General features: G+C 64.1%; 26 protein-coding genes. 14 read left to right on the forward strand and 12 right to left on the reverse strand.

Annotated features, from left to right (window positions below; genetic code table 11):
• Window positions 1-161 precede the first annotated feature (161 nt).
• From thrC to KFO72_RS33985, 3 genes are read right to left on the reverse strand one after another with little or no spacing between them, the layout of a single operon-like run.
• On the reverse strand, window positions 162-1,610 hold the full coding sequence (gene thrC, locus KFO72_RS33975; protein WP_054930391.1) for a threonine synthase: 1,449 nt from the start codon (window positions 1,608-1,610) through the stop codon (window positions 162-164).
• A 30-nt stretch (window positions 1,611-1,640) separates the two neighbouring features.
• Window positions 1,641-2,972, reverse strand: coding sequence for a homoserine dehydrogenase (locus KFO72_RS33980; RefSeq protein ID WP_054930390.1), 1,332 nt, complete (start codon window positions 2,970-2,972; stop codon window positions 1,641-1,643).
• A 58-nt stretch (window positions 2,973-3,030) separates the two neighbouring features.
• The gene (locus KFO72_RS33985; RefSeq protein ID WP_054930389.1) at window positions 3,031-4,278 is read right to left on the reverse strand and encodes a pyridoxal phosphate-dependent aminotransferase; all 1,248 of its coding nucleotides are present in this window, start codon (window positions 4,276-4,278) and stop codon (window positions 3,031-3,033) included.
• A 617-nt stretch (window positions 4,279-4,895) separates the two neighbouring features.
• On the opposite strand from KFO72_RS33985, the gene KFO72_RS33990 reads away from it, so the two are divergent.
• The 12 genes from KFO72_RS33990 (at window position 4,896) to KFO72_RS34045 (ending at window position 18,303) form a co-directional block, all read left to right on the forward strand.
• A complete protein-coding gene (locus KFO72_RS33990) occupies window positions 4,896-5,270 on the forward strand; it encodes an Mth938-like domain-containing protein (protein ID WP_054930388.1) in 375 nt (124 codons plus the stop codon).
• A gap of 351 nt (window positions 5,271-5,621) precedes the next feature.
• Window positions 5,622-7,439 (forward strand): glycosyltransferase family 39 protein, encoded by a 1,818-nt coding sequence (locus tag KFO72_RS33995; RefSeq protein ID WP_225033932.1) that lies wholly within the window; start codon window positions 5,622-5,624, stop codon window positions 7,437-7,439.
• A 28-nt stretch (window positions 7,440-7,467) separates the two neighbouring features.
• Entirely contained in the window at window positions 7,468-7,839 is a 372-nt protein-coding gene (locus tag KFO72_RS34000; RefSeq protein ID WP_054930387.1) for an SMR family transporter, read from the forward strand.
• Window positions 7,840-8,081: 242 nt separating this feature from the next.
• Entirely contained in the window at window positions 8,082-9,233 is a 1,152-nt protein-coding gene (locus KFO72_RS34005) for a DegT/DnrJ/EryC1/StrS family aminotransferase (protein ID WP_054930386.1), read from the forward strand.
• 42 nt (window positions 9,234-9,275) lie between these two features.
• Complete coding sequence (locus KFO72_RS34010) at window positions 9,276-10,325, forward strand: glycosyltransferase (protein ID WP_054930385.1); 1,050 nt, start codon at window positions 9,276-9,278, stop codon at window positions 10,323-10,325.
• A complete protein-coding gene (locus tag KFO72_RS34015) occupies window positions 10,322-11,269 on the forward strand; it encodes a formyltransferase (RefSeq protein WP_225033933.1) in 948 nt (315 codons plus the stop codon). Before KFO72_RS34010 ends, KFO72_RS34015 begins: the two co-directional genes overlap by 4 nt.
• On the forward strand, window positions 11,266-12,312 hold the full coding sequence (locus KFO72_RS34020) for a bifunctional UDP-4-keto-pentose/UDP-xylose synthase (RefSeq protein ID WP_054930383.1): 1,047 nt from the start codon (window positions 11,266-11,268) through the stop codon (window positions 12,310-12,312). The genes KFO72_RS34015 and KFO72_RS34020 overlap by 4 nt, the downstream gene beginning before the upstream one ends.
• Window positions 12,313-12,324: 12 nt before the next feature.
• The gene (locus tag KFO72_RS34025; protein WP_060600697.1) at window positions 12,325-13,221 is read left to right on the forward strand and encodes a polysaccharide deacetylase family protein; all 897 of its coding nucleotides are present in this window, start codon (window positions 12,325-12,327) and stop codon (window positions 13,219-13,221) included.
• Window positions 13,222-13,391: 170 nt separating this feature from the next.
• A complete protein-coding gene (locus KFO72_RS34030) occupies window positions 13,392-13,853 on the forward strand; it encodes a peroxiredoxin (RefSeq protein WP_007586546.1) in 462 nt (153 codons plus the stop codon).
• 353 nt (window positions 13,854-14,206) lie between these two features.
• Window positions 14,207-16,024 (forward strand): PhoH family protein, encoded by a 1,818-nt coding sequence (locus tag KFO72_RS34035; RefSeq protein WP_054930380.1) that lies wholly within the window; start codon window positions 14,207-14,209, stop codon window positions 16,022-16,024.
• A 233-nt stretch (window positions 16,025-16,257) separates the two neighbouring features.
• Window positions 16,258-17,406 carry a C40 family peptidase gene (locus KFO72_RS34040; RefSeq protein WP_225033934.1) on the forward strand — a complete coding sequence of 383 codons (1,149 nt, stop codon included), beginning with the start codon at window positions 16,258-16,260 and terminating at the stop codon, window positions 17,404-17,406.
• Window positions 17,407-17,496: 90 nt separating this feature from the next.
• Window positions 17,497-18,303: an SDR family NAD(P)-dependent oxidoreductase gene (locus tag KFO72_RS34045; RefSeq protein ID WP_054930378.1), complete on the forward strand. Its 807-nt coding sequence runs from the start codon at window positions 17,497-17,499 to the stop codon at window positions 18,301-18,303.
• A 27-nt stretch (window positions 18,304-18,330) separates the two neighbouring features.
• On the opposite strand, the gene KFO72_RS34050 is transcribed toward KFO72_RS34045, so the two are convergent.
• The 9 genes from KFO72_RS34050 to KFO72_RS34090 form a co-directional block, all read right to left on the reverse strand.
• Window positions 18,331-19,341: an inorganic phosphate transporter gene (locus tag KFO72_RS34050; RefSeq protein ID WP_054930377.1), complete on the reverse strand. Its 1,011-nt coding sequence runs from the start codon at window positions 19,339-19,341 to the stop codon at window positions 18,331-18,333.
• Window positions 19,341-19,967: a DUF47 domain-containing protein gene (locus KFO72_RS34055; protein WP_054930376.1), complete on the reverse strand. Its 627-nt coding sequence runs from the start codon at window positions 19,965-19,967 to the stop codon at window positions 19,341-19,343. Before KFO72_RS34055 ends, KFO72_RS34050 begins: the two co-directional genes overlap by 1 nt.
• A gap of 148 nt (window positions 19,968-20,115) precedes the next feature.
• Window positions 20,116-21,504, reverse strand: a complete 1,389-nt coding sequence (locus tag KFO72_RS34060) for a replicative DNA helicase (RefSeq protein WP_054930375.1) — start codon at window positions 21,502-21,504, stop codon at window positions 20,116-20,118.
• A gap of 174 nt (window positions 21,505-21,678) precedes the next feature.
• Window positions 21,679-22,131: a 50S ribosomal protein L9 gene (rplI, locus tag KFO72_RS34065; protein WP_054930374.1), complete on the reverse strand. Its 453-nt coding sequence runs from the start codon at window positions 22,129-22,131 to the stop codon at window positions 21,679-21,681.
• 27 nt (window positions 22,132-22,158) lie between these two features.
• Window positions 22,159-22,434, reverse strand: a complete 276-nt coding sequence (rpsR, locus tag KFO72_RS34070) for a 30S ribosomal protein S18 (RefSeq protein ID WP_036004965.1) — start codon at window positions 22,432-22,434, stop codon at window positions 22,159-22,161.
• Window positions 22,435-22,436: 2 nt separating this feature from the next.
• Entirely contained in the window at window positions 22,437-22,736 is a 300-nt protein-coding gene (priB, locus tag KFO72_RS34075; protein WP_036004962.1) for a primosomal replication protein N, read from the reverse strand.
• A 65-nt stretch (window positions 22,737-22,801) separates the two neighbouring features.
• Entirely contained in the window at window positions 22,802-23,176 is a 375-nt protein-coding gene (gene rpsF / locus KFO72_RS34080; protein ID WP_036004960.1) for a 30S ribosomal protein S6, read from the reverse strand.
• Window positions 23,177-23,427: 251 nt separating this feature from the next.
• The gene (locus KFO72_RS34085) at window positions 23,428-24,366 is read right to left on the reverse strand and encodes an anti-sigma factor family protein (RefSeq protein ID WP_225033935.1); all 939 of its coding nucleotides are present in this window, start codon (window positions 24,364-24,366) and stop codon (window positions 23,428-23,430) included.
• Window positions 24,356-25,192 (reverse strand): RNA polymerase sigma factor, encoded by an 837-nt coding sequence (locus KFO72_RS34090; RefSeq protein WP_062915412.1) that lies wholly within the window; start codon window positions 25,190-25,192, stop codon window positions 24,356-24,358. The genes KFO72_RS34085 and KFO72_RS34090 overlap by 11 nt, the downstream gene beginning before the upstream one ends.
• Window positions 25,193-25,346: 154 nt before the next feature.
• Here KFO72_RS34090 and KFO72_RS34095 point away from each other — a divergent pair, with 154 nt between their 5' ends.
• Window positions 25,347-26,240 (forward strand): metallophosphoesterase family protein, encoded by an 894-nt coding sequence (locus tag KFO72_RS34095; RefSeq protein ID WP_054930371.1) that lies wholly within the window; start codon window positions 25,347-25,349, stop codon window positions 26,238-26,240.
• Window positions 26,241-26,253: 13 nt separating this feature from the next.
• Window positions 26,254-26,631 (forward strand): cupredoxin domain-containing protein, encoded by a 378-nt coding sequence (locus tag KFO72_RS34100; protein ID WP_060600679.1) that lies wholly within the window; start codon window positions 26,254-26,256, stop codon window positions 26,629-26,631.
• Window positions 26,632-26,867 lie beyond the last annotated feature (236 nt).

Consider the following 26,867-nt stretch of genomic DNA (forward strand, 5'->3'; position numbering starts at 1 on the left):
TTTGCGGCGGCAAAGAAAAGTAGGTGCCGCCCCGCACAGGGGCGACGCATGAAGCTAGATAACGCATCGCGGATGCCAGCGCAAAACCATAACGCCAATGCCAGCACACCCCAAAAAAGCCCACCGAGCGTCGCAGACAAAAAAACAAAAAAACCAAACCCTTATCGAGTCCTCTCCGCGACAAACGCCTTCACCCGCTCCGCGTCATTCGCCAGCACCACGAACCGCTGCGGCAAATCCTCGATCCCACTGAACGCCGCCGGCCGCTCCGGCTCCCGCTCCAGCGCTTCGCGTATCGTCTCGCCGAACTTGATCGGCTGCGCCGTCTCCAGCACGATCATCGGAATGCCCGCTTGCAGATGCTCACGCGCCACCTTCACGCCATCGGCAGTATGCGTATCGATCATCGTGTCGTACTGCTCGAACACATCGCGGATCGTATCGACACGATCGTCATGGCTGCTGCGCCCCGAAACAAAACCAAACTCCTGCACACGCGCAAAATCGCCGCTCGCCTGCAAATCGAAGCCACCCTTCTCTTCGACATCACGGAACAACTGCAACACACGCGCCGGATCGCGCCCAAGCAGATCGAACACGAACCGCTCGAAGTTCGAAGCCTTCGAAATGTCCATGCTCGGGCTGCTGGTGTGATACGTCTCCGACGACTTGCGCACGCGATAAATCCCCGTCCGGAAAAACTCGTCGAGCACGTCGTTCTCGTTGGTCGCGACCACGAGCTTCTCGACAGGCAAACCCATCATGCGCGCGATATGCCCCGCGCACACGTTGCCGAAGTTGCCCGACGGCACCGTGAACGACACGCGCTCGTCGTTGCTCTTCGTCGCCGCGAAGTAACCCTTGAAGTAGTACACGACCTGCGCCACGACGCGCGCCCAGTTGATCGAATTGACGGTGCCGATCTTCTGCCGCGCCTTGAACGCGTGATCGTTCGATACGGCCTTCACGATATCCTGGCAATCGTCGAACACACCCTCGACAGCGATGTTGAAGATATTCGGGTCTTGCAGCGAATACATCTGCGCCGTCTGGAACGCACTCATCTTCTTGTGCGGCGACAGCATAAAGACGCGAATGCCCTTCTTGCCGCGCATCGCGTACTCGGCGGCGCTGCCCGTATCGCCCGAGGTCGCGCCGAGAATGTTCAGCGTCTGACCGTGCTTCGCGAGCGTGTACTCGAACAGGTTGCCGAGCAGCTGCATCGCCATGTCCTTGAACGCGAGCGTCGGACCGTTCGACAGCTCCAGCAGCGACAGCGGCGCGCCGCCTTCGACACCGAGCGTCTTCAGCGGCGTGATCTGCGCCGCGTTCTCCTCGTCGCGCACGTTGCAGTACACCTGCGCCGTGTAAGTGCGGCGCGTGAGCTCGCGCAGGTCTTCATCGGGAATGTCGTCGCTGAACTTGCGCAGGATTTCGAACGCGAGATCCGCGTACGGCAACGTGCGCCAGCGCGCGAGTTCATCCGCCGAGACCTTCGGGTATTCGTTCGGCAAGTACAGGCCGCCATCCTTCGCGAGACCGCCGAGCAGGATGTCGGAAAACGTATGGCGCTCGCCGATGCCGGCGCCGCGCGTGGAAATGTAATTCATGAGCTAGCCTCTTTACGTGTGTGCGGTGCGTCAGTTCAGCGCTTCCATGCGCAGCTTCGTCACCTTCGACACGACCGTCTTCAGCGCCTCGATGTTCGCGATCGCCGCGTTGACGTTCTTTTCCACCGTCTCGTGCGTAATCAGGATGATGTCCGTCTCGCCCTTCTTCGATACGTCCACCTGCTCCGATTCCTTCTGCAGCAGCGCGTCGATCGAGATGCCCGTGTCGGCCAGAATGCGCGTGATGTCGGCCAGCACGCCCGTCACGTCCGCGACGCGCAGACGCAGGTAGTAGCCGCTCGTCACTTCGTCGATGGGGAGAATCGGCGTGCTCGACAGACGGTCGGGCTGGAACGCCAGATGCGGCACGCGATGCTCCGGGTCGGCCGTATGCAGGCGCGTCACGTCGACGAGATCGGCGACCACCGCGGAAGCCGTCGGCTCCGCGCCCGCGCCCTTGCCGTAGTACAGCGTCGTGCCGACGGCGTCGCCGTGCACCACCACGGCGTTCATCGCGCCTTCCACGTTGGCGAGCAGACGCTTGGCAGGAATCAGCGTGGGATGCACGCGCAGTTCGATGCCGTTGTCGGCGCGGCGCGCGATGCCCAGCAGCTTGATCCGGTAGCCGAGTTCTTCCGCATACTTGATGTCGATCGCAGCGAGCTTGCTGATGCCTTCGACGTAGGCCTTGTCGAACTGGACCGGCACGCCGAACGCGATCGCGCTCATGATCGTCGCCTTGTGCGCGGCGTCGACGCCTTCGATGTCGAAGGTCGGGTCGGCTTCCGCGTAGCCGAGTTCCTGCGCGGCCTTCAGCGCCGTCGCGAAGTCGAGGCCGCGGTCGCGCATCTCCGACAGGATGTAGTTCGTCGTGCCGTTGATGATGCCCGCGATGTACTGGATGCGGTTGGCCGTCAGGCCCTCGCGCAGCGCCTTGATGATCGGGATGCCGCCCGCGACGGCCGCCTCGAACGCGACCATCACGCCGTTGGCGCGCGCCGCCTCGAAAATTTCCGTGCCGTGCACCGCGAGCAGCGCCTTGTTGGCCGTCACCACATGCTTGCGGTTCGCGATCGCGCGCAGCACGAGTTCGCGCGCGATGCCCGTGCCGCCGATCATTTCAGCGACGATGTCGATAGTGGGATCGTCGACGACCGAACCGAAGTCGTCGGTGATTGCGACGGTGCCCGCTTCGCTGCCGAGCGCGGCTGTCGCCTTGGCGGGATTGCGCACGGCAATGCGCGCAATCTCGATGCCGCGGCCTGCGCGTCGGTTGATTTCTTCCTGGTTGCGGCGCAGTACCGTGAAGGTGCCGCTGCCTACCGTGCCGAAGCCCAGCAGTCCAACTTTGATCGGTTCCATGCAGCGTGTGTGTCGAGTGAGAGATTGGTAAATCGGTTGGGGCGCGGAAAATCCGCGCTCAGGCCGCGTGGCGTTTGCGATAGCCGTCGAGGAAGCGCGCGATCCGGTTGATCGAATCGGCAAGATCGTCGACGTTCGGCAGGAACACGACGCGGAAGTGATCCGGCGTCTTCCAGTTGAAGCCGCTGCCCTGCACCAGCAGCACGCGCTCCTCCAGCAGCAAATCCAGAATGAACTGCTGGTCGTTTTCGATCGGATACAGCTTCGGGTCCAGACGCGGGAACATGTACAGGGCCGCCTCGGGCTTCACGCAGGTGACGCCGGGAATCGCCGTCAACATGTCGTACGCGAGTTCGCGCTGCTTGTACAGCCGCCCGCCCGGCGCGATCAGCTCGTTGATGCTCTGATAGCCGCCCAACGCCGTCTGGATCGCATACTGGCCGGGGACGTTCGGGCACAGCCGCATCGACGCCAGAATGCCGAGCCCTTCGAAGTAGTCCTTCGCGCGGCGGCGGTTTTCGCCCGTCAGCCCCGACACCCACATCCAGCCCGCACGATAGCCGCACGAGCGGTAGCTCTTCGACAGGCTGTTGAAGGTGACCGTGAGCACGTCTTCGGACAACGACGCCATCGACGTGTGCGTCTTGCCGTCATAGATGATCTTGTCGTAGACCTCGTCCGCGAAAATGACGAGGCCGTGCTCGCGCGCGATCGCGATCAGGCCGAGCAGCAGTTCGTCCGAGTACAGCGCGCCCGTCGGGTTGTTCGGGTTGATGACGACGAGCGCCTTCGTGTTCGGCGTGATCTTCGCGCGGATGTCGTCGAGGTCGGGCATCCATGCATTCGACTCGTCGCAGATGTAGTGCACGGGCGTGCCGCCCGACAGGCTGACGCCCGCCGTCCACAACGGGTAGTCGGGCGCGGGCAGCAGCACTTCGTCGCCGTCGTTCAGCAGCGCCTGCAAGGCCATCACGATCAGCTCGGACGCGCCATTGCCGATGTAGATGTCGTCCAGCTCGACGCCCACCACGCCCTTCTGCTGCGCGTAATGCATGATCGCCTTGCGCGCCGCGAACACGCCTTTCGAGTCCGAATAGCCCGACGACGTAGGCAGATTGCGGATCATGTCCTGGATGATTTCATCCGGCGCTTCGAAACCGAACGGCGCCAGATTGCCGATGTTCAGCTTGATGATGCGATGGCCTTCCTCTTCGAGGCGCTTCGCATGCTCGAGAACGGGCCCGCGAATGTCGTAGCAGACGTTCAACAGCTTGTTGGATTTGAGTATCGGTTTCACGACGGGCACTTCGTCCTGGGTAAATGAGCGGGACCACCGGGTGAGCGGGACCACGGAGCGCTCGCCCCACGCAGCGGGCAAGCAATGAGACGGGATTGCGCGGCGGGCAGTCCCGGACCGCGCGGCACGGGCCGGACCGGACCGGCAGCAAGCATGATACGGGACGTGGTCGGCGCGCAGCCGACGGGAAGCCGGACAGCCTTTCGGGTGGCGCCTTTCGCCGACGCTTTCCGGGATGCCCGCGGGCATCCGCGGAGCACCCCGCAATGCACCCCGCAATGCACCCCACTGGCAGCGGCGGGCGCGGTCGCCAGCCTTGCGGGCGCGGCTTGTGGCAGCGCGCGAACCTGAAGGGAGCCGCCGGGCGGCTAAAAAGTTATAATTTAGCGGATTTTGACCGACTTCCGCAATGCACCACGCAAGGCTCTGCAAGCCTCACGCACGCGGCGGCAAGCGTTTGCACGGTGTGCACGCGGCAGCAGGCACCGCCCGCGCGCGCGGCGTGCCTGCTGCCGCCGTTCGCGCGGGTGCCCGGAGTCTCGACTGTCCCTGTGGCATTGAACCCGAGCTTGCGCATGCCGGTCGAACCGCGACTGCATGTCTAACGACGACCACGGAAAACCAGTTTGAAATTACACCAGGATTCGAGCGGCGCCCTGAACACCGTCACAGGCTACGGCGCCGGCTATGTCGACATCAATCTCCAACGTCATACGGGCAGCATCATCGTGATGCCGGAAAGCCCCGTCATCAGCTGGGCGGTGTCGTCGTTCGAGGCCCTCTCGCCCGAGCACTTCGCGCTGCTGATCGAGCCCGCCCCGGAAGTCGTCATCTTCGGCAGCGGCGAACGCCTGCGCTTTCCGCATCCGCGCCTCACGGCCGCGCTCGCCGCCCACCGGATCGGCGTCGAGACGATGGACTTCAAGGCCGCTTGCCGAACCTACAACATCCTGATGGCGGAAGGCCGCAAGGTCGCCGCCGCGCTGCTGATCGAAGGCTGAACGCGGCGCCTGCACCCGCTCTCCCAGTGGACGCCCCGGCGTTTTTGGATTGCCTGTCTTGCGGATCAAGTACACTGCGCGGCCCGGCGCCTGAAAACAGGCAACAGCGGGCCGCGAAGCAAGCGGCCAATAGGGGTTGCATAAGGTTGTGTTAAGGACCGCGCACGGACAATGCGCGCCGGCGGGCTGCGCCGCGTCGGCTGCGGCGCAGGTGCGCCACACCCTGCCCGCGGCACGCCGGCAGCGGAATTCGCGCTGCGCGCCTCAACGCGCGCGCCCGCAGCAGGGATGCCGTCCGAACGGAACAAGAAAGAAGCCGCGACAGCGGCGCCGACAAAGGTTGAAAAACACATGAACGACAAGCCGTCCGGGCTGACGCTCAATCGCACGACGGTCCTGCTGCTCGTGCTCACGCTGGCCGTGATCTGGTTCGTGCCGCTCGGCTGGCGCCATCTGCTGCCGAGCGACGAAGGCCGCTACGCGGAAATGGCGCGCGAGATGTTCGTCACCGGCGACTGGATCACGCCGCGCTACAACGGCTACAAGTACTTCGAGAAGCCGCCGTTGCAAACCTGGCTGAACGCGCTGTCGTTCGCGTGGTTCGGCATCGGCGAATGGCAGGCGCGCCTCTACACGGCGCTGACGGGCTTCGCGGGCGTGCTGCTGATCGGCTACACGGGCGCGCGCGTGTTCAACGTCGCGACGGGTTTCTTCGCCGCGCTCGTGCTCGCAAGCGCGCCGTACTGGTATCTGATGGGCCATTTCAACACGCTCGACATGGGCCTGTCGTTCTGGATGGAAGTCACGCTGTGCGCGCTGCTGCTAGCGCAGCGTCCCGGGCTCCCGGCGCGCGAGCAGAGGCTGTGGATGTGGCTCGTGTGGGCGTCGATGGCGCTCGCGGTGCTGTCAAAGGGCCTCGTCGGGCTGATCCTGCCGGGCGCCGTGCTCGTGCTGTACACGGCCGTCGCGCGCGACTGGGCGCTCTGGAAGCGCCTTTACCTCGTGAGCGGGCTGATCGTATTTTTCGCGGTCGTCACGCCGTGGTTCGTGCTGGTGCAGGATCGCAACCCCGAATTCTTCAATTTCTTCTTTATCGTCCAGCAGTTCAGGCGCTATCTGACGCCCGAGCAGAACCGGCCCGGTCCGCTCTGGTATTTCGTGCCCGTGATGCTGGTCGGCTTCCTGCCATGGCTGTCCGTCACGTTCCAGAGCGCGCGTCATGCGCTGCGCATGCCGCGCCAGGCGAACGGCTTTGCGCCCGTCACGCTGCTGTTCGTGTGGAGCGCGTTCATCTTCGTGTTCTTCAGCGCATCGCATTCGAAGCTGCTGTCGTACACGCTGCCCATCGCGCCCGCGATCGCACTCGTGATCGGCATGTATCTGCCCCTCGTCACGCGCGAGCAGTTTCACCGCCATCTGACGGGCTACGCGCTGTTTCTCGTGGCGGGCGGCTTCGGCGCGGTGTTTCTCGGGCGTCTGGGCGACCGGCGCAATCCGAATGCGCTGTACCTGGAATTCCGCACATGGGTGTTCGCGGCGCTCGCGGTCGGGTTTCTGTTGACGCTCGTCGCGATCTGGATCAACCGGCGCAGGCGCAGCACCGCGAACGGCGCGCAGAACGGCCTGCCCGCCGGCGCCATGACCGCCGCGGCGGGCACGGCGAGCGGGAGCGCGACGTCGACGGGCATCGTCGGCGCGGCGACGGCGTTCGGCATCGGCTGGGTGTTGCTCGCGACGATTGCCGGCACGGGCCACGACGCGTTCGGCCGGCTGTCGTCGGGCGCGCCGCTGGCGCCCGACGTCAAGGCAGCGCTGGCCAAACTGCCCGCCGACACGCCGTTCTACTCGGTCGGCGTGCTCGATCACACGATGCCGTTCTATATCGACCACACGATGATCATGGTCGAACATGCGGACGAACTGAGCTTCGGCGTATCCGTCGAACCGCAAAAATGGGTGCCGACGATCCCGCAATGGATCGAGCGCTGGAAGGCCGACCGCTACGCCATGGCGCTGATGTCGCCGGATCGTTACAAGGCCTTCAGCGAGCAGCATCTGCCCATGACCGTGGTCGCACGCGATTCGCGCCGCGTGATCGTCGAAAAGCCGCTTCCCGCCGAAGCGGGCGCCGCGCCGGCTGCCGCTTCAGAGCCACGGCCGCAGCAATGACTTCCTCCCTCACTCGAATCTTCCCTCGATGAACCCGATTTCGCTTTTCTGCATCCTCGCGGGCGTCGCGCTGAACGCGACGGCCCAGCTGCTTCTGAAGGCCGGCACGAACGCCATTGGCCATTTCGACTTCACGATGGCCAACGTCCTGCCGATCGGTTGGCGCATCGCGACGCAGCCGCCCATCGTCGCCGGGCTTGCGTGCTACGTGCTGAGCGTGGTCGTGTGGATCGTCGGGCTGTCGCGTGTCGACGTGTCGATTGCCTATCCGATGCTGTCGCTGGGCTATGTTGTGAACGCGTTCGCCGCGTGGTATCTGTTCGGCGAGGTATTGTCGGCGCAACGCCTGATCGGCATTGGCGTGATCCTGGTCGGCGTGGTGCTCGTCGCGCGTAGCTGAGCGCGTCCGGCCGGGGCGATCCCGGCGTAGCAGAAACGCCCCTGGCAAGCGCGCCGGCGTCTGCTAACGTATTCCAAATTGTTTCGAGCGCTGGACATTGGAGCGGAACTCGCACATTATCGCCGCCGCATTCCGGCGCTGATCAGCCCAAACGCGGCGAATTTAAGCTTAATGAAAGCTAAATGTCGGGCTTCGTTAAGAAAGCAGCCAGTGACCCTTTTTAATATCGAGCAAAACCATCCATGGCCCAGTCATCCGTTCCGTTTTTGCCGTTCGTCCGTCCCGAGATCGATGAAGAAACGATCCAGGGTGTAGTCGACGTGCTCCGCTCCGGCTGGATCACGACGGGCCCGCAAAACCAGGCGTTCGAAAAGGCATTGTCGGAATACTGCGGCGGCCGCCCGGTGCGCACGTTCAACTCGGGCACGGCGACGCTGGAAATCGGTCTGCGCATCGCGGGCGTCGGCGCCGGCGACGAAGTCATCACGACGCCGGCAACCTGGGTGTCGACCAGCAACGTGATTCTGGAAGTGGGCGCGACGCCCGTGTTCGTCGATATCGACCCGGCCACGCGCAACATCGATCTGGATTTACTGGAAAAGGCGATCACGCCGCGCACCCGGGCGATCATCCCCGTGTTCCTGTCGGGCCTGCCCGTCGACATGGACCGCCTCTACGCGATCGCCCGCGCCCACCAGCTGCGCGTGATCGAAGACGCTGCGCAGGCGTTCGGCTCGACGTGGAAGGGCGAGCGTATCGGCAAGCTCGGCGACATCGTGTCGTTCAGCTTCCACGCGAACAAGAACCTGACCTCGATCGAAGGCGGTGCGCTGGTTCTGAACAACGAGGAAGAAGCCGTCCTCGCGCAGAAGTACCGGCTGCAAGGCATCGTGCGCACGGGTTTCGACGGCATGGATTGCGAGTTGCTGGGTGGCAAGTACAACCTGACGGACGTCGCGGCGCGCGTCGGCCTCGGCCAGCTGCAGCATATCGAGCGCTTCAACGCTCAGCGCAAGAAGCTCGCGCGCGCGTATTTCGATGGTTTCGAAGGCGGCGCAGCCGTCAGGCTCGGCATGGGCCTGCCGCTCGCGGACTTCGAGAACAGCAACTGGCACATGTTCCTCGTGACCCTGCCCCTTGCGCGCCTGTCGCTCAGCCGCGCGGGGTTCATGGAACAGATGAAGGAACGCGGCATCGGCACAGGCACGCACTACCCGGCCATCCACCTGTTTTCGCTGTACCGGGCGATGGGCTACAGGGAGGGCATGTATCCGCATGCGGAGCACTATGGCGCGACCACCCTCACGCTGCCGCTCTTCACGCAGATGAATGAAGGCGACGTCGCGCGGGTGTGCCGCGCCGTCAACGAGATTTGCGAACAATACGGCCGATAATCAGGTCAATCAAGCGGTCAACCAAGCGGAAACCCAGCGGAAATGAATCAAACGGACCCACGCCCGGTCACTCCCGAACTCTCGGTCATCATCCCCGTCTACAACGAGGAAGCGGGGCTCGGCGAGCTGTTCTCGCGCCTGTACCCGGCCCTCGACGCGCTCGGCACGGGCTACGAGGTGATCTTCATCAACGACGGCAGCCGCGACCGGTCGGCGGCGCTGCTTGCCGAGCAGTTCCGCGCCCGTCCCGACACCACGCGCGTGATCCTGCTGAACGGCAACTACGGGCAGCACATGGCGATTCTCGCGGGCTTCGAGCAGTCGCGCGGTCAGATCGTCGTCACGCTCGACGCCGACCTGCAGAACCCGCCCGAAGAAATCGGCAAGCTGTGCGCGAAGATGCGCGAAGGCTTCGACTACGTCGGCACGATCCGCATGCAGCGCCAGGACAGCCTGTGGCGACGCAAGGCGTCGCTGGTGATGAACCGGCTGCGCGAGCGCATCACGCGCATCAAGATGACCGACCAGGGCTGCATGCTGCGCGCGTACAGCCGCCATATCGTCGACACCATCAACCGCTGCGGCGAAATCAACACGTTCATCCCCGCGCTCGCGTACACGTTCGCGCAAAACCCCGTCGAGATCGACGTCGCGCATGAAGAGCGCTTTGCGGGCGAATCGAAGTATTCGCTCTACAGCCTGATCCGCCTGAACTTCGATCTCGTGACAGGCTTCTCGGTCGTGCCGCTGCAATGGCTGTCGTTCATCGGCGTGATTCTTTCGATGGGCTCGGCCGCCCTGTTCGTACTGCTGCTGATCCGCCGCTTCATCATCGGCGCGGAAGTGCAAGGCGTGTTCACGCTGTTCGCCATCACGTTCTTCATGCTCGGCGTGATCATCTTCGCGCTCGGCTTGCTCGGCGAATATATCGGCCGGATCTACCAGCAGGTCCGTGCGCGGCCGCGCTATCTGGTGCAGACCATCCTCGAACAGCGCAACGGCGAGCCGGTTGCCGCGCAGCCGCGCCAGTCGGTCGTCCCGGGCGTGCAGCCCGCGCCCGTCACGGGCAACGACCAGGGGCTCATCCGATGAAGCCGCGCGCCGTCGTTTTCGCCTATCACAACGTCGGCGTGCGCTGTCTGCAGGTGCTGCTCGCGCGCGGCGTCGACGTCGCGCTGGTCGTCACGCACGAAGACAGTCCGACGGAAAACATCTGGTTCGGCAGCGTCGCGTCGGTGGCGGCCGAACACGGCATTCCCGTCGTCACGGCCGCCGATCCGAAGAGCCCGGAGTTGCGCGCGCGCGTGGTCGACGCACGGCCGGACTTCATCTTCTCGTTCTACTACCGGCACATGCTGCCCGTCGATCTGCTGGCCGTCGCGCCGCGCGGCGCGTACAACATGCATGGCTCGCTGCTGCCGAAGTATCGCGGCCGCGTGCCGACCAACTGGGCGGTGCTCAACGGCGAAACCGAGACGGGCGCGACGCTGCACGAAATGGCCGCGAAGCCGGATGCCGGCGCGATCATCGCGCAGACGCCCGTGCCCATCCTGCCCGACGACACGGCCGCGCAGGTGTTCGACAAGGTAACCGTAGCCTCCGAGCAGACGCTGTGGCGCGCGCTGCCCGCCCTGCTCAGGGGCGAGGCGCCGCATCTGCCGAACGACCTCGCGCACGGCAGCTACTTCGGCGGACGCAAGCCGGAAGACGGGCGCATCGACTTCAGCCAGAACGGCCAGCAGGTCTACAACCTGATTCGCGCCGTCGCGCCGCCGTATCCGGGGGCGTTCACGGACATCGGAGACACGCGCTTCGTCGTCGCGCGGGCGCGGCTTGCGCCGCCGGGCGCGCCAGGCGGAGATTTGCCGCCCGGCATCCACGTAGGCGATAATGGCTTTTTTGCGACATGCGGCGACGGCCGCGTCATCGTGATCCACGAATTGCGGCATCAGCGCGACGATCAGCACCACAACAGCGAGCGTGTCGTCACCCCCGCCGAATTCACCCAGCTCACTCAATCTTCCCGTAACACATGAAAAAAGTCCTGATTCTGGGTGTGAACGGCTTCATCGGCCATCACCTGTCCAAGCGCATTCTCGAAACTACCGATTGGGAAGTGTTCGGCATGGACATGCAGACCGAACGCCTCGGCGATCTCGTCAACCACGAGCGCATGCATTTCTTCGAAGGTGATATCACGATCAACAAGGAGTGGGTCGAGTATCACGTGAAGAAATGCGACGTGATCCTGCCGCTGGTCGCGATCGCCACGCCCGCTACGTACGTGAAGCAGCCGCTGCGCGTGTTCGAGCTGGACTTCGAGGCGAACCTGCCTATCGTCCGTTCGGCCGTGAAGTACGGCAAGCATCTCGTCTTCCCGTCCACGTCGGAAGTCTATGGCATGTGCTCCGACGAGCAGTTCGACCCGGACGAGTCCGCCCTCACCTACGGCCCGATCAACAAGCCGCGCTGGATCTACGCGTGCTCGAAGCAGCTGATGGACCGCGTGATCTGGGGCTACGGCATGGAAGGCCTGAACTTCACGCTGTTCCGTCCGTTCAACTGGATCGGCCCCGGCCTCGACTCGATCTACACGCCGAAGGAAGGTTCGTCGCGCGTGGTCACGCAGTTCCTCGGCCATATCGTGCGCGGCGAAAACATCAGCCTGGTGGACGGCGGCGCGCAGAAGCGCGCGTTCACGGATATCGACGACGGTATCAGCGCGCTGATGAAGATCATCGAGAACAAGGACGGCGTCGCGACGGGCAAGATCTACAACATCGGCAATCCGACCAACAACTTCTCGGTGCGCGAACTCGCGCACAAGATGCTCGCGCTCGCCGCCGAATTCCCCGAGTACGCGGAAACGGCGAAGAAGGTGCAGCTGGTCGAGACGTCGTCGGGTGCCTATTACGGCGCGGGCTATCAGGACGTGCAGAACCGCGTGCCGAAGATCGACAACACGATGCAGGAACTCAAGTGGGCGCCGACGTCGACCTTCGACGAAGCGCTGCGCAAGATCTTCGAAGCGTATCGCGGCCACGTCGGCGAGGCACGCGCCCTCGTCGAGCAACAGTAAGGGCTTTCGCGCTTGGCTCTGATCGTCCTGAAGATCGATGTCGATACGCTGCGCGGCACGCGCGAAGGCGTGCCGAATCTCGCGCGTATCTTCGACCGCTACAAGGCGCGCGCCACGTTCCTGTTCAGCCTCGGCCCGGACCACACCGGCTGGGCGATGCGGCGCGTGCTGCGGCCGGGCTTTCTGAAGAAGGTGTCGCGCACGTCGGTGGTCGAGCATTACGGCGTGAAGCAGCTGATGTACGGCGTGCTGCTGCCGGGCCCCGACATCGGCGCGCGCGCGCGTTCCGAAATGCGCGCCATCCACGAAGCCGGCTTTGAATGCGGCATTCATACGTGGGATCACGTGTACTGGCAGGACAACGTGCGTTCGCGTCCGCGCGACTGGACCGTCGCGCAGATGCAGAAGAGCCACGACCGCTTTGCCGAGATTTTCGGCATGCCGCCCGTCACGCACGGCGCGGCCGGCTGGCAGATGAACGGCCACGCGTTCGAGCAGATCGACGCATGGGGCATGCAGTACGCGTCCGATGGACGCGGGCATGCGCCGTACTTCCCGGTGGTCGGCGGCCGCACGCTGTCGCATGTGCAGATGCCGACCACGCTGCCCACGCTCGACGAGGTGCTGGGCATCGACGGCATCGACACGCACAACGTCGCCGCGTGGATGCTGAAGCGCACGGAAAACAATCCGCACGATCAGGTGTTCACGCTGCACGCGGAACTCGAGGGCCAGAAGCTTGCGCCCGTATTCGAACAGTTGCTTGCCGGCTGGCGCGCGCAAGGCCACACGTTCGCCACGATGGGCGATTATCACGCCACGCTAGACCGTGACACACTGCCGTCGTACCCTGTGACGTGGGGCGAGATTCCGGGCCGTTCCGGCGAACTGATCGTTCAGCCCGACTAGCCGCACGGCGGCCGGGCATCATTCGACGCATTCGACCCATGTCGAAGCCCTCATTGGCCGAACGCGCGACACGTGCCGAAGCACACCCGGCAGCCCCGAAGAATGCGCTCAGGCGTGCGGCCCGCGCCGCCGCCGACACCGATAACAATCCATAACAACCGGAGGACCTCGTGCCCATCGCAGTCGATCAAGCCGTTCCCGACTTCACCGCCCCGGCTACGGGCGGCGACTTCACGCTGTCCAGCCTGCGCGGCAAGAAAGTCGTCGTGTATTTCTACCCGAAGGACAACACGCCCGGCTGCACGACGGAAGGACTGCAGTTCCGTGACCTGTATCCGAAGTTCAAAAAGGCGGGCGCGGAGATCATCGGCGTGTCGCGCGACAGCGTGCGTTCGCACGATAACTTCAAGGCCAAGCTGGAACTGCCGTTTACCTTGGTATCGGACCCCGACGAAACGCTGTGCACGCTCTTCGGCGTCATGAAATTGAAGAAAATGTATGGCAAAGAAGTACGGGGAATCGAGCGCTCCACATTCGTCATCGATGCGGAAGGCGTGCTGCGCCGCGAATGGCGCGGCGTGAAAGTGCCGGGTCACGTCGACGAGATTCTGGAGGCTGTACAAGCGCTTTGAGGCGCGTTATATTGGGCCGCAATGAGTGCCTGTTCACATACTTTTTTCCGCAGTTGCGCAGCAGATCCCGTCGTCGTTGCCGCTGACAATAAGGCAACGAGGCGGTCCGCGAGGCGCAATGCGACGACCGAAGTCGAGCCGCTTGCCCCGTCTGCCGGGGCGGCGGCTTTTTTCATTGCGCGCAGCAGTTTGCGTCGTTCGCAGCGCACTTTCGTCAAGGAGCCGATCGAAAACCAGGCGAACCGGCATTACTAATCCGACACGCGCCACCGGACGCAAATTGCGGGCGCACGACGCACGACAGTTTGCGGCAGGCGGCGAAGAATTGTGACCCGCTTTACTTGAGGGAAACCATGCCTTTGCCTACCCCACCCAGCAAGCTCGGCAATCTGTTGCCGCCTGACGAATACACGGCGAAGCCTGCAAAGCCTGGTCGAAAACAGGCGTATGAAGGGGAGCAAGCCGCATCGGCCGAATATGGCCGCGCCAACGTCGCCGCACCGATGACGCACGCCGCCAACGCGGCCACCACGCTGCGCCCCGTTCACAACGCCGCCGAGCCCGTTGCCGAAGCCACGCCGTCGCGCGGTCGCAAGTCGAAGCAGACGGCCGCGTTGCTGCAGCCGGTCCCCGCCACGCCTGCTGTCGCCCCCGCGACGGCCGCGCCCGTGGTCGCGCGCGGCAAGGGTTCCGCCGAAGCGCAAGCGCCCGCCGCCACAAGCGCGAGGCCGACCCGCACCGGCACGAAGAAAGGCGCAGCCAGGAGCGCGCAGGTCGAGGTTCGCAAGCTGTTCGTGCTCGACACCAACGTGCTGATGCACGATCCGACCTGCCTCTTCCGCTTCGAGGAACACGACGTCTATCTGCCCATGATGACGTTGGAAGAACTCGACAATCACAAGAAGGGGATGTCGGAAGTCGCGCGCAATGCACGTCAGGTGAGCCGCACGCTGGATTCGCTCGTCGCGAATGCGGGTGACATGTCGGAAGGCATCTCGCTCGCCCGGCTGGGCAGCCGCGAAGCGCTGGGACGCCTCTACTTCCAGACGAAGCTCACGCATATCGAACCCGTCGAAGGCCTGCCGCAAGGCAAGGCGGACAACCAGATTCTCGGCGTCGTGCGCGCGCTGCAGCGTGACCGCGAGGACCGCCAGGTCGTGCTGGTGTCGAAAGACATCAACATGCGCATCAAGGCGCACGCGCTCGGCCTGCCCGCCGAAGACTACTTCAACGACCAGGTTCTCGAAGACAAAGACCTGCTCTACTCCGGCATCCGTCAGCTTCCGCTCGATTTCTGGGCGAAGCACGCGAAGGACATGGAGAGCTGGCAGGACACCAAGACGGGCACCACGTACTACCGCGTGACGGGTCCGCTGTGCGCGTCGATGCTGGTCAACGAGTTCGTCTATCTGGAGCCGCAGAACGGCGAGCCGGCGTTCCACGCGATCGTCCGCGAGTTGAACGGCAAGACGGCGCTCCTGCAGACGCTGCGCGACTACGGGCACCACAAGAACAACGTGTGGGGCATCACGGCGCGCAACCGCGAGCAGAACTTCGCGCTGAACCTGCTGATGAACCCGGAGATCGACTTCGTCACGCTGCTCGGCCAGGCGGGCACGGGCAAGACGCTGGTGGCGCTGGCGGCAGGCCTCGCACAGGTGCTCGACGACAAGCGCTACAACGAGATCATCGTGACGCGCGCGACGGTGCCCGTCGGCGAAGACATCGGCTTTCTGCCGGGTACCGAAGAGGAAAAGATGCAGCCGTGGATGGGTGCATTCGACGACAACCTCGAGGTGCTGCAGAAAACCGACGACGCAGCGGGCGAATGGGGCCGCGCGGCGACCCAGGAGCTGATCCGCTCGCGCCTGAAGATCAAGAGCATGAACTTCATGCGCGGCCGCACGTTCGTCGACAAGTATCTGATCATCGATGAGGCGCAAAACCTCACGCCGAAGCAGATGAAGACGCTCGTCACGCGCGCCGGTCCGGGCACGAAGATCATCTGCCTTGGCAATATTGCGCAGATCGATACGCCGTATCTGACGGAAGGCAGTTCGGGCCTCACGTATGTCGTCGATCGCTTCAAGGGCTGGGCGCACAGCGGGCATGTGACGCTCGCGCGCGGCGAACGCTCGCGGTTGGCCGACTACGCGTCGGACATTCTCTAACGCGCTTTCTTTGCTGTTCAAAAGCCGCTTCCGGTTCGCGCCGGAAGCGGCTTTTTTCTTTGCAGTGCCTTCTTCCGTTCTCATGCGTTGAGCATATCGCTGTCAGCCGAAAACTGACATTTAGCGCGTAAACTTCAAGTAACCCATCAACTTTTCTTGCGAGAGGTCCGCCCGACGGGCTACCATCGGGCATCACCGGCTTCTGGCGGGCGTCAGCGCTCGCCTTCGCTTTCATGCTTCGCCTTGCCCTGTCACTGTTGCTCGTCGCCCTGCTCGCCGCCTGCTCAGGCGCGCCGCAGAAGACCGTGCGCAGTTCGGGCGGGCCGTACGCGTCGTCGGGCGGCGCGTACCGCACCGCGCCGCCGGGCTTCCCCCGTTTCGTCGATCACAGCATCGGTCGCGAGGAAATCTCGATTCAGGCGATGAGCCTCGTCGGCGTGCCGTATCGCTGGGGCGGCAATACGCCCGATAGCGGTTTCGATTGCAGCGGACTCGTGCACTACGTCGTGCAGCGCGCGGCTTCCGTGAACCTCCCGCGCACCACGGCCGATATGAGTTCGCGCGGCGATTCCATCGAGCCCGACGAAATCGCGCCGGGCGACCTGATTTTCTTCAACACGACCGGGCGTCCGCATTCGCATGTCGGGATCTATGTCGGCAAGCTGCGTTTCGTCAACGCACCGTCGACGGGCGGTACCGTGCGGCTCGACTACCTGACCAATCCGTACTGGGCGAAGCGCTTCGACGGCATTCGCCGGGTGGCGCCCGCGTTGAACAAACCGACGACGACGCCATTCGATGCGCCGAGCTACGAAGCCGCGGCGCCTGTCTCGCCAACGCCCGCCGTCGCGGCGGCGGAAGCCGCGCCTAAACCGGCCGCGCCCGACATCGCCGGCGGCGCGTACGGTTCGTCGCGCGGCGCGTCGGGCGCTTACGCCGCGCAGACGCGCGCTCAACCCGCGCCCGTGGCGAGTCAGGGCATCGTCGCACCCGCCGCCACGGCGGCAGCCTCCGTCGATCAGTTCGAACCGCCGCCGCCCGGCATGAGCGCCGCGCAACTGCAGGCGCGCGCGGCGGGCGCCATGTCGCCCACGCCGGTCGCGTCCCCCGTTGCCACGGCAGCGGACGCCACGTCCTCACGCGTCTACGGCGGCGCGGCGCGGCCCGCTTCCGCGCCCGACGCCATCGACGCCGCCGCCGATGCCTACGAACCGCCGCCTCCCGCCGCCGTAGCGGCGCGCCAGGCCCGCCAGGCGCAGATCTCCGGCGACAGCCGGGAATTGGGCGGCGTGCAGATCATGCGCGCGTCGACGGCTTCGCGCCCTGTTCCCGCGCCGACGCAAACCAATGACGACCCGATCGCCGGATTCGCCAACTACTGATTCGGGCCCTGCCCGTTGAGCGCCGATTCACCCGCGCCGCCGCACCTCTGCTATCTTTTGACGATATTTCCCTAACGGCGGGTGACAACGATGGATCTCGGGCTCAAAGACAAAGTGGTTCTGATAACAGGCGGCAGCAAGGGCATCGGACTCGCGTGCGCGCGGGCGTTCGCCATGGAAGGCGCGAAAGTCGCGATCGTGTCGCGCGATCCCGCCAACCTCGCCCGCGCCCGCGAGCAGCTTGCCAGCGAGGGGCTGCATGTCCACCTGACCCGCGCCGATCTGCACGAGCCGCATAGCGCCGCCGACGTCGTCGAGGAAGCGACGAGCGCCGTCGGCCCGATCGACATCCTGATCAACAGCGCGGGCGCCGCGCGCCGCTATGACCCCGAATCGCTCGACGCGGCAGCCTTCAAGGCGACGATGGAAGCCAAGTACTTCCCGTATATCTATCCGCAGCAGGAAGTGCTCAGGCGCATGGCCGAGCGCGTCAAGTCCGGCGCGGCGAAGGAACCGGGCACGATCGTCAACATCATCGGCATGGGCGGCAAGATCGCGAGCGACATCCATATCGCGGGCGGCGCGGCCAACGCGGCGCTCATGCTTGCCACCGTCGGCCTCGCGCACTATTACGCGCGATACGGCATCCGCATCAACGCGATCAATCCGGGCTCGACGTTGACGGAACGTGTCGAAGAAGCATTGCAACTCGAAGCATCGCGCGAAGGAATCGAAGCCGCCGAAGCGCAGGCGCGCGGCGAGGCGCGCGTGCCGCTCGGGCGTTTCGCGAAACCGGAGGAGATAGCGGACGTTGCGCTGTTTCTGGCGAGCCGCCGCGCGAGTTACGTGACGGGCGCGATAGTCCCGATGGATGGAGGCAGCGCGCCGCTGATCTGAACGCGGCGCGCCGTTTTTTAAGCCGCTTTACAGGAAGCGGTGGCCGAGCCACCAGCCGGCCGCCGCGAGCGCGGCCGAAGCGGGAATCGTCAGCACCCACGCCCAGACGATATTGCCGGCGACGCCCCAGCGCACGGCGGACAGCTTCTGCGTCGCGCCGACACCGACGATCGCACCCGTGATCGTATGCGTGGTGGATACGGGGATGCCGAGGAACGACGCGATGAACAGCGTGATCGCGCCACCTGCCTCGGCGCAGAAGCCGCCGACGGGTTTGAGCTTGGTGATCTTCTGTCCCATCGTCCGCACGATGCGCCAGCCGCCGAACAGCGTGCCCAGGCCCATCGACAGGTAACACGCGCCGATCACCCACAACGGCGGCGCGTCGCCTCCCGCCGACGCGTAGCCCGTCGCGATCAGCAGCATCCAGATGATGCCGATGGTCTTCTGCGCGTCGTTGCCGCCGTGGCCAAGGCTGTACAGCCCCGCCGACACGAGTTGCAGGCGCCGGAAACGCCGGTCGACCTTGCTTGGCGGTGTGCGGAAGTAGATCCACGACACCAGCAGCATGAAGAACGAGCCAAGCACGAAGCCGAGCAGCGGCGACACGATGATGAACGTGACCGTCTTCAGCAGCCCGTCCCAGTTGAGCGCGGCCCAGCCGGATTTCGCGAGCGCCGAGCCCACCAGCCCGCCGATCAGCGCGTGCGACGAACTGGACGGAATGCCGTAGTACCAGGTGACGATGTTCCAGCCGATCGCGCCGACCAGCGCGCCGAACACGACGTAGTGATCGACGATGCCGGGGTCGATCGTGCCCTTGCCGACCGTTTGCGCGACTTTAAGATGGAAGATGAAATACGCGATGACGTTGAACGCGGCGGCAAACGCGACGGCCTGTTGCGGCTTCAGCACGCCCGTCGAGACGACGGTGGCGATGGAGTTCGCCGCGTCGTGGAAGCCGTTCATGAAGTCGAAAACGAGCGCGACGACCACGAGCGTCGCGACCGCCCAGATGGCGAGTTGTATCGAATGCATCAGGCGTTTTCCAGCACGATGCCTTCGATGATGTTCGCCACGTCCTCACACTTGTCGGTGATCGACTCGAGCAGCTCGTAGATCGCCTTCAGCTTGATCAGCGTCTTGACGTCGTCCTCTTCGCGGAACAGCTTCGACATCGCCGAGCGCAGCACGCGGTCGGCGTCCGACTCCAGACGGTCGATGTCTTCGCACGCCTTCAGGATCTCGCGCGCCTGCTTCATGTCCGACAGCATGGCGACGGCAGCCTGCACGCGCTCGCAGGTCTTCGTGCAGATATGCGCGAGCTGGCTCGCTTCCGACGTCACCGCCTGCACGTCGTACAGCGAAATGGCCGTGGCGACGTCCTCCATCAGGTCGAGGATGTCGTCCATCGTGGTGATCAGCTTGTGGATTTCGTCGCGGTCGAGCGGCGTGATGAAAGTCTTGTGCAGCAGATCGATGGTTTCGTGCGTCAGTTTGTCGGCCGCTTTTTCGGCCGTTTGCACGTTTTGCTTGTGGATCTCGGCGTCGCCGAGGTTGTCGATCAACAGTTCGAGTTCGTGGCTCGCGGAGACGATGTGCTTCGCGTGAGCGTTGAAGATTTCAAAGAATTTGCCCTCGGTGGGCATGAATCGACCGAACATTGGGGTCCCAGAAAATGGTCACGGTGAGGCTGTCATAAAACCGCAATATTGTACCGTTCCGGACCATTCCGGGTGTGACGCGGCGCCGTGTTTTGTGCGCGCGCGCAACGGCAGGTGCAACCCGGCACCCCCGTTTGCGCAGAGTGTGCTACTCGCCGCCGTAGAAATTCTGCGCGCCCGCAAAATTGTCGAACTTCGTGAATTGCCCATGGAACGTGAGCCGAACGGGTCCGATCGGACCGTTACGCTGCTTGCCGATGATGATTTCAGCAGTGCCCTTGTCGGGGCTGTCCGGGTTGTAGACTTCGTCGCGGTAGATGAACAGGATCACGTCGGCGTCCTGTTCGATTGCACCCGATTCGCGCAGATCGGACATGATCGGCCGCTTGTTCGGGCGCTGTTCGAGACCGCGGTTCAGCTGCGACAGCGCGATCACAGGCACGTCGAGCTCCTTGGCGAGGCCTTTCAGCGAACGCGAGATTTCCGAAATTTCCGTCGCACGATTTTCGCCGGACGATGAGCCGCTCATCAGCTGCAAATAGTCGATGATGATGAGGCCGAGCTTGCCGCACTGGCGCGATAGACGCCGCGCCCGCGAGCGCAGTTCCATCGGGTTCAGACCGCCTGTTTCGTCGATGAAAATCTGCGCTTCGCTCATTTTCTGGACAGCGTGCGTGAGCTTCGGCCAGTCTTCGTCGGTCAGGCGCCCGGTCCGCATGCGGTGCTGGTCGAGCCGGCCGACCGAGCCGAGCATACGCATTGTCAGCTGCGTGCCCGGCATTTCCATCGAAAACACCGCGACGGGCAGACCATATTCGACGGCCACGTATTCGCCGATGTTCATCGAGAACGCCGTCTTGCCCATCGACGGGCGCCCCGCCACGATAATCAGTTCGCCGCCGTGCATGCCCGAGGTCATCCGGTCGAGGTCGACGAAGCCCGTCGGCGTACCCGTCACATCGCTCGGGTTGGCCGTGTGGTACAGCGTGTCGATGCGCTCGACGACCTGTGTGAGCAACGGCCCGATTTCGAGAAAACCCTGCGTGCCGCGCGCGCCGTCTTCGGCAATCGAGAACACCTTCGATTCCGCTTCGTCGAGCAGCTGGCGGACTTCCTTGCCCTGCGGATTGAACGCGTCTGCGGAAATTTCATCGGCCACGGACACCAGCCGGCGCAGCACCGCACGATCCCGCACGATTTCCGCATAACGCCGGATGTTCGCCGCGCTCGGCGTGTTCTGCGCGAGCGCGTTCAGATACGCCAGCCCGCCGACCTCTTCGGCCTTACCGGATGTGGTCAGCGCTTCATAGACGGTCACGACGTCGGCGGGACGCGTCGACGCGATCAGCCTGCCGATGTGCTCGAAAATCAGGCGGTGATCGTAGCGGTAGAAATCGCTTTGCGAGAGGAAGTCGGCAATGCGGTCCCATGCGGCGTTGTCGAGCAGCAGACCGCCCAGCACCGATTGCTCGGCCTCGATGGAATGGGGCGGGACTTTCAGCGACTCGATTTGAGGATCTTTCGACGGTGCGTTCATGGGGTGGAATTATCAGGCAAAGTGAGACGGCGGGATAGCATCCTGAAAATCGAACCGCCGCAGCGCGCGGCAAAGCCGTTGCGGCCAATAAAAAAGGCAGAGGCCGGTTTCCCGGCCCCTGCCCTTACGTCATTGACGCCAGCAACTGCCTGGCGATCTGACTTTCTGTCTGGCTTAGACGTGCTCGCCCAGCACCGACACGGTGACGTCAACCGTGACGTCCGTGTGCAGCGAGACGTGAACCGGATGGTCGCCGACGATCTTCAGCGGGCCTTCCGGCAGACGCACTTGCGCCTTTTCAACTGCGAAGCCTTGCTTGCCCAGTGCTTCGGCGATGTCGGCGTTCGTCACCGAGCCGAACAGACGGCCGTCGACGCCAGCCTTCTGCGCGATCTGAACCGTCAGGCCCGACAGCTTTTCGCCTTGTGCCTGAGCAGCCGACAGCTTTTCTGCTGCGACTTTTTCCAGTTCTGCGCGGCGAACTTCGAATTCAGCAATGGCTTCCTTCGTGGCGCGGCGTGCCTTTTTGTTCGGGATCAGGAAGTTACGTGCATAGCCGTCCTTGACCTTGACGATGTCGCCCAGGTTGCCGACGTTCACAACTTTTTCGAGAAGAATGATTTGCATTCGGATGCTCCTTGTGACGTCGTCCGGTTAGGCCTTGTGCTGATCGGTGTACGGCATCAGCGCGAGGAAACGTGCGCGCTTGATCGCCGTGTCGAGCTGGCGCTGATAGTGGGCCTTGGTACCCGTCAGACGTGCCGGCGTGATCTTGCCGTTTTCGCCGATGAAGTCCTTCAGCGTATCGATGTCCTTGTAGTCGATCTGATCGACGTTTGCAGCCGTGAAACGGCAGAACTTCTTGCGCTTGAAGAGCGGGTTTTGTTGCTGACGACGCTTGTCGAATTTCTTACCAGTCGGGCGGGGCATGTTCAGTCCTTTCCAATGTCCTGCAATTCTGTGATGTGAAACACCAGAGTTCGCGCGTTGCGGCTTTTCTTCGCCAGGAAGCCGGTGAAGAGCGTTTCGACGCCCATTTCAACCCGCTCCAGCTTGCCGCTCGCCTCACCGGCCGCGACCGCCTGCATGATCAGTTCGACGGTTCGGGCAATGCCCGCTTCGACGACCTGCGTGCGGTGTTGCAACGTACAGCCTGCAATCGGAACGCCAGCGGGGGTGTACCGCACTATTTCGCGTTCGACGACGCTCGCCGTGAGTTGCAGCCGGTTCATCGCTTCCTTTTACGGACGCTGAGTGAGTGCGCGCCGCGTGACTCTGATGGCTTAAGGGTTCTGCTTTAAGCCTGCGCTTCCGTCGGCTGCGATGCAGCCGCCTTCTTGGCTTCTTCGCGCTGCACTTCCTTCATCATCGGCGACGGGCCGGTTTCGGCCTTCTTCATCTTGACGATGAGGTGACGCAGAACGGCGTCGTTGAACTTGAACGCGTGTTCCAGTTCGTCGAGCGTGGTCTGGTCGCATTCGATGTTCATGCAGACGTAGTGAGCCTTCGCGAGTTTCTCGATCATGTAGGCCAGTTGGCGACGGCCCCAGTCTTCGATGCGGTGGATCTGGCCACCGTGCGACGTGATCGTCGACTTGTAACGCTCGATCATGGCGGGCACTTGCTCGCTCTGATCGGGGTGCACGATGAATACGATTTCGTAATGACGCATGTTCACTCCTTGTGCTGACTTATGGATAGAAGCCACCCGGGCGTCGAACCGGTGTGGCAAGTGAGAAGCCGAAGAATATAACCTGAATCGGCGCTGTTTGCAAGATAATGCAAGCGCCATTTACGAGATTCGGGCGTGTTTTCAATGATTTAGGGCGGCTGGCGGCACAAAAACACGCCGCCAGCCGCCCTTCGAATGCCCTCGTGCGCCCTGAGTTGCCCTCAGTCGCCCTCAGTCGCCCCCAGCCAGCCTCAACTGCCGGAATAAGGCGCTCCCGGCTCCGCGCCGTGCAGCCGGGCCGTCAGCGCGGCCTGCAACGCCGTCAGCGACTCGGGCGCGGCGTCCGTCACGGCCCACCACATCATGCCGTCGTCGCGCCAGCGCGCCACCGCATAACCGTCCTGCACGATCGCCGCGCCCGGCTTGCCGGCCGCGCGGTCGTCCTCGGGGATCACGTAGACGTCGATCACGTGCTTGGCATGCCGGTACGTCAGCACGGCCACCCGCCGATGTCCCACGTAGTCCAGCCGTCCGCCTGCGAGCGGAAAACCGCTTGCGCTGAGATCCTCGACGGGCGGCGCGTAATCGAGCTTGCCGTTGAACCACGGCTTGACCGTATGCTGATCCGTCGACACCACGTCGATATCGTGCCCCGAAAGCTGCGCGCGCACGTGGCTCGCCACCAGTTCGTCGACGAGCGGCATCGGTTCGCCCGTTCGGTGCAGCGTCACCGCGATGCCCGCGGCGACGAGCGCACAGACCGCGAGCGCGAGACCGCCGCGCCACGCCGCGCCCGTGTGCCAGCCGCCGCTCATCGTGCCGCCCGCGCCCTCGCCCGCCAGCGGGCCGAAGCCGCCACCTTTCGGAAGCTGGGGCAGCCGCACCCAGTCGAACCAGCCTTTGCGCTGCCTCGCACGCGGCTCGGGCCGCAGGTCGCTGTCGCGCGCCGCCCCTTGCGGCGTGGCAAGCCCGGTCGGCGGCAGCGCCGCCATGATCTTCGCGCGCAGTTCATCCGGCGCGCGATAGTAGTTGGCCGAGCGCACCGCGCCCTTCATTGCCCGTACCATCTCGCTTTCCCTCCGGCATGCCTCGCAGCTTTCGATATGCCGCTGCACGTCGCGTGATTGCGGCGGCGTGAGTTCGTGGTCCGCATTCGCATCGAGAAGCGGCCGTGCTTCGTTACAGTCCATCTGGCGCCTCCTGTGCGAGTCCGCCCGGCAACGCGCCGGGAGCGCGCGGCATCCAGCCGCTTTCGGTTTTACGTGGCGTATCGGGCGCGACGCCGGGCGGCGCCCCGCTGCCTGCGTGCGCCGAACGGGACGGCCCCTCGGTTCTGGCCGATGCGCGCATGGCTGGCCGCGCGCCCGGCACATCGTCCGCCCCGTCCGGCGGGCGCTGCGCGGCGCTCCCATCGCGCGCGCCGCCTTTCGGCCGCGGGCTGCCCTTCGATTGCAACGACGTCAACGCCGTCGCGAGCTTGCGCCGCCCTCGCGCGAGCCGCGACATCACGGTGCCGACGGGCAGATCCGCAATCGTGGCGATCTCGCGGTAGCTCAACTCTTCCAGTTCCCGCAGGATCAGCACCTCGCGGTATTCGACAGGCAGCATTTCCAGCGCCTCGTGCACGAGCCGCGTGTTTTCATCGCGGATCAGCAGCGCTTCCGGGTCGGGCGAGTTCGCGCTCCAGCCTTCGAACGTCTCATCGTCGAGGTTCTCGTCGAACTCGATCGCCGCGTTGACGCCGCCCGAGCGCCTGCGCCATTCCGTGTACCACGTGCGCCGCACGATCGCGAGCAGCCAGGGCCGCGCGGTCTCGCCGTGGAACGTGTCGAAGAAACGGTAAGCGCGCATGAACGCTTCCTGCACGACGTCGTCGGCGTCGTGTCCGTTGCCGCACAGCCAGCGCGCAAGGTTGTACGCGGCATCGAGATGCGGCAGCGCCATCTGCTGAAAGCGCAGACTGCGCGCGGCCTCGGCGCGCGCGTCGCCCCCAGCATGTTTTCCGGTCTCATTCACCGATCGCCTCCAGGCTTGCCCAGACTTCACGGCTGCAAAACCCGTCTCGCGTCCAGTTTATTCCCGGTTTTCGCACCTGCCGTGAAAATAAAGCGGGAATAGAAAGCATGGCCTCGCGGTACAGCAAATGAGTCACTCACTCGCGAGGCGAACCATGCACAGCAATCTGAAATGTCTGAAACGGCGCGATTTTCTGCGCCTTGCGGCCGTCGGCGGCGCGGCATTTGCATCCGCGTTGCCCGGCTTCACGTATGGACGCGACGACGATTTCTACTTCGTCCAGTTGTCGGACGCGCATTGGGGCTTTGAAGGCCCCGGCGTGAATCCCGATTCGAAAGGCACGCTGCCGAAGGCGATTGCAGCCGTCAACGCGCTGCCGTCGCCGCCCGATTTCGTGATCTTCACGGGCGACCTGACGCACACCACCGACGACAGCGCGCTGCGCCACGAACGCATGCGCCAGTTCCAGCAGATCATCGCGCAACTGAAGGTGAAGCCGTTGTATCTGATGCCGGGCGAGCACGACGCGAGCCTCGATGCGGGCGCGGCGTACAAGGAGCACTTCGGGCAGACGCACTACACGTTCGATCACAAGGGCGTGCACTTCATCACGATCGACAACGTATCGGACCCGGCGGGCCGCGTCGGCGAGCAGCAGATCGCGTGGCTCGCAGCCGATATCGACAAGCAGCCGCAAGACGCGCGCATTGTCGTCTTCACGCACCGGCCGCTGTTCGATCTCGCGCCGCAATGGGACTGGGCGACGCGGGACGGCGCGCAGGTGATCGACGTGTTGAGCCGGCGCAAGAACGTGACCGTGTTCTATGGCCACATCCATCAGGAGCATCACATGGTGACGGGCAACATTGCGCATCACGCGGCGCGTTCGCTGATGTTTCCGCTGCCGGCCGCGATGTCGCAGCCCAAGAAGCTGCCGGTACCGTGGGACGCGTCCGCGCCGTATCGCGGGCTGGGCTGGCGGCAGGTGCAGGTCGCGAGGCCATCGGGTGCGCTTGCGCTCGATGAAATGCCGATCAGGACGTCATAACGGGGAGACCGCCATGCAGACTTTTGCAGTCGACAGCAAGCGCCGCCGGCTGTTTACGCTGGTCGCGATGGGCGCGGTGCTGACCGCCGCGGGACATTTCGACGTGCGCGCCGCCGAGCCGCGCGTCATCAAGGTCAGTGCGCGCAAGTTCGTGTTCACGCCGAATCAGATCAAGCTCGCGCCGCATGAGAATGTTGTGTTTGAGCTGACCGCGGTGGATACCGTTATGGGGTTCGCTATTCCGCAGTACAACGTGCGGGTTGATGTGCCGCCTGGGGCTGTGGTGCGCCTGCCGGCGCAGGCCGGTCCCGCTGGGACTGTCGATTTTTTGTGCGACATCTTTTGCGGGTCGGGGCATGAGACGATGAATGGGACGATTGTGGTTGGGTAGGGGTTCGGTTTATTTGGTTTTCGTTTGGGGCTTGCGGCTATCTGCGATGCGCTTTGCCTTCGCTAAGGTCGCGTGCGCGCTTAAGTGTTACGCCTTTTGCGGCGCGGGCGACGGTGTTCGGGATTTTTTCTCTTGCGATGGCTGCTTTGTTTTGTCGTACCGACGTTTCGGTATGCTTGCTTTTTCGCTGGCATCCGCGATTCGTTAGCTCGCTTCAGGCGTCGCCCCTGTGCGGG

It is taken from the genome of Paraburkholderia sp. XV, from assembly GCF_020177535.1.
Taxonomy (GTDB): Bacteria; Pseudomonadota; Gammaproteobacteria; order Burkholderiales; family Burkholderiaceae; genus Paraburkholderia; species Paraburkholderia caribensis.

Excerpts from the sequence above, each read along its gene's own strand:
- thrC (WP_054930391.1), bottom strand. The coding sequence starts at position 1,610 with ATGAATTACATTTCCACGCGCGGCGCCGGCATCGGCGAGCGCCATACG.
- KFO72_RS33980 (WP_054930390.1), bottom strand. The coding sequence starts at position 2,972 with ATGGAACCGATCAAAGTTGGACTGCTGGGCTTCGGCACGGTAGGCAGC.
- KFO72_RS33995 (WP_225033932.1), top strand. The coding sequence starts at position 5,622 with ATGAACGACAAGCCGTCCGGGCTGACGCTCAATCGCACGACGGTCCTG.
- KFO72_RS34000 (WP_054930387.1), top strand. The coding sequence starts at position 7,468 with ATGAACCCGATTTCGCTTTTCTGCATCCTCGCGGGCGTCGCGCTGAAC.
- KFO72_RS34005 (WP_054930386.1), top strand. The coding sequence starts at position 8,082 with ATGGCCCAGTCATCCGTTCCGTTTTTGCCGTTCGTCCGTCCCGAGATC.
- KFO72_RS34010 (WP_054930385.1), top strand. The coding sequence starts at position 9,276 with ATGAATCAAACGGACCCACGCCCGGTCACTCCCGAACTCTCGGTCATC.
- KFO72_RS34015 (WP_225033933.1), top strand. The coding sequence starts at position 10,322 with ATGAAGCCGCGCGCCGTCGTTTTCGCCTATCACAACGTCGGCGTGCGC.
- KFO72_RS34020 (WP_054930383.1), top strand. The coding sequence starts at position 11,266 with ATGAAAAAAGTCCTGATTCTGGGTGTGAACGGCTTCATCGGCCATCAC.
- KFO72_RS34035 (WP_054930380.1), top strand. The coding sequence starts at position 14,207 with ATGCCTTTGCCTACCCCACCCAGCAAGCTCGGCAATCTGTTGCCGCCT.
- KFO72_RS34040 (WP_225033934.1), top strand. The coding sequence starts at position 16,258 with ATGCTTCGCCTTGCCCTGTCACTGTTGCTCGTCGCCCTGCTCGCCGCC.
- KFO72_RS34045 (WP_054930378.1), top strand. The coding sequence starts at position 17,497 with ATGGATCTCGGGCTCAAAGACAAAGTGGTTCTGATAACAGGCGGCAGC.
- KFO72_RS34050 (WP_054930377.1), bottom strand. The coding sequence starts at position 19,341 with ATGCATTCGATACAACTCGCCATCTGGGCGGTCGCGACGCTCGTGGTC.
- KFO72_RS34055 (WP_054930376.1), bottom strand. The coding sequence starts at position 19,967 with ATGTTCGGTCGATTCATGCCCACCGAGGGCAAATTCTTTGAAATCTTC.
- KFO72_RS34060 (WP_054930375.1), bottom strand. The coding sequence starts at position 21,504 with ATGAACGCACCGTCGAAAGATCCTCAAATCGAGTCGCTGAAAGTCCCG.
- rplI (WP_054930374.1), bottom strand. The coding sequence starts at position 22,131 with ATGCAAATCATTCTTCTCGAAAAAGTTGTGAACGTCGGCAACCTGGGC.
- rpsR (WP_036004965.1), bottom strand. The coding sequence starts at position 22,434 with ATGCCCCGCCCGACTGGTAAGAAATTCGACAAGCGTCGTCAGCAACAA.
- priB (WP_036004962.1), bottom strand. The coding sequence starts at position 22,736 with ATGAACCGGCTGCAACTCACGGCGAGCGTCGTCGAACGCGAAATAGTG.
- rpsF (WP_036004960.1), bottom strand. The coding sequence starts at position 23,176 with ATGCGTCATTACGAAATCGTATTCATCGTGCACCCCGATCAGAGCGAG.
- KFO72_RS34085 (WP_225033935.1), bottom strand. The coding sequence starts at position 24,366 with ATGGACTGTAACGAAGCACGGCCGCTTCTCGATGCGAATGCGGACCAC.
- KFO72_RS34095 (WP_054930371.1), top strand. The coding sequence starts at position 25,347 with ATGCACAGCAATCTGAAATGTCTGAAACGGCGCGATTTTCTGCGCCTT.
- KFO72_RS34100 (WP_060600679.1), top strand. The coding sequence starts at position 26,254 with ATGCAGACTTTTGCAGTCGACAGCAAGCGCCGCCGGCTGTTTACGCTG.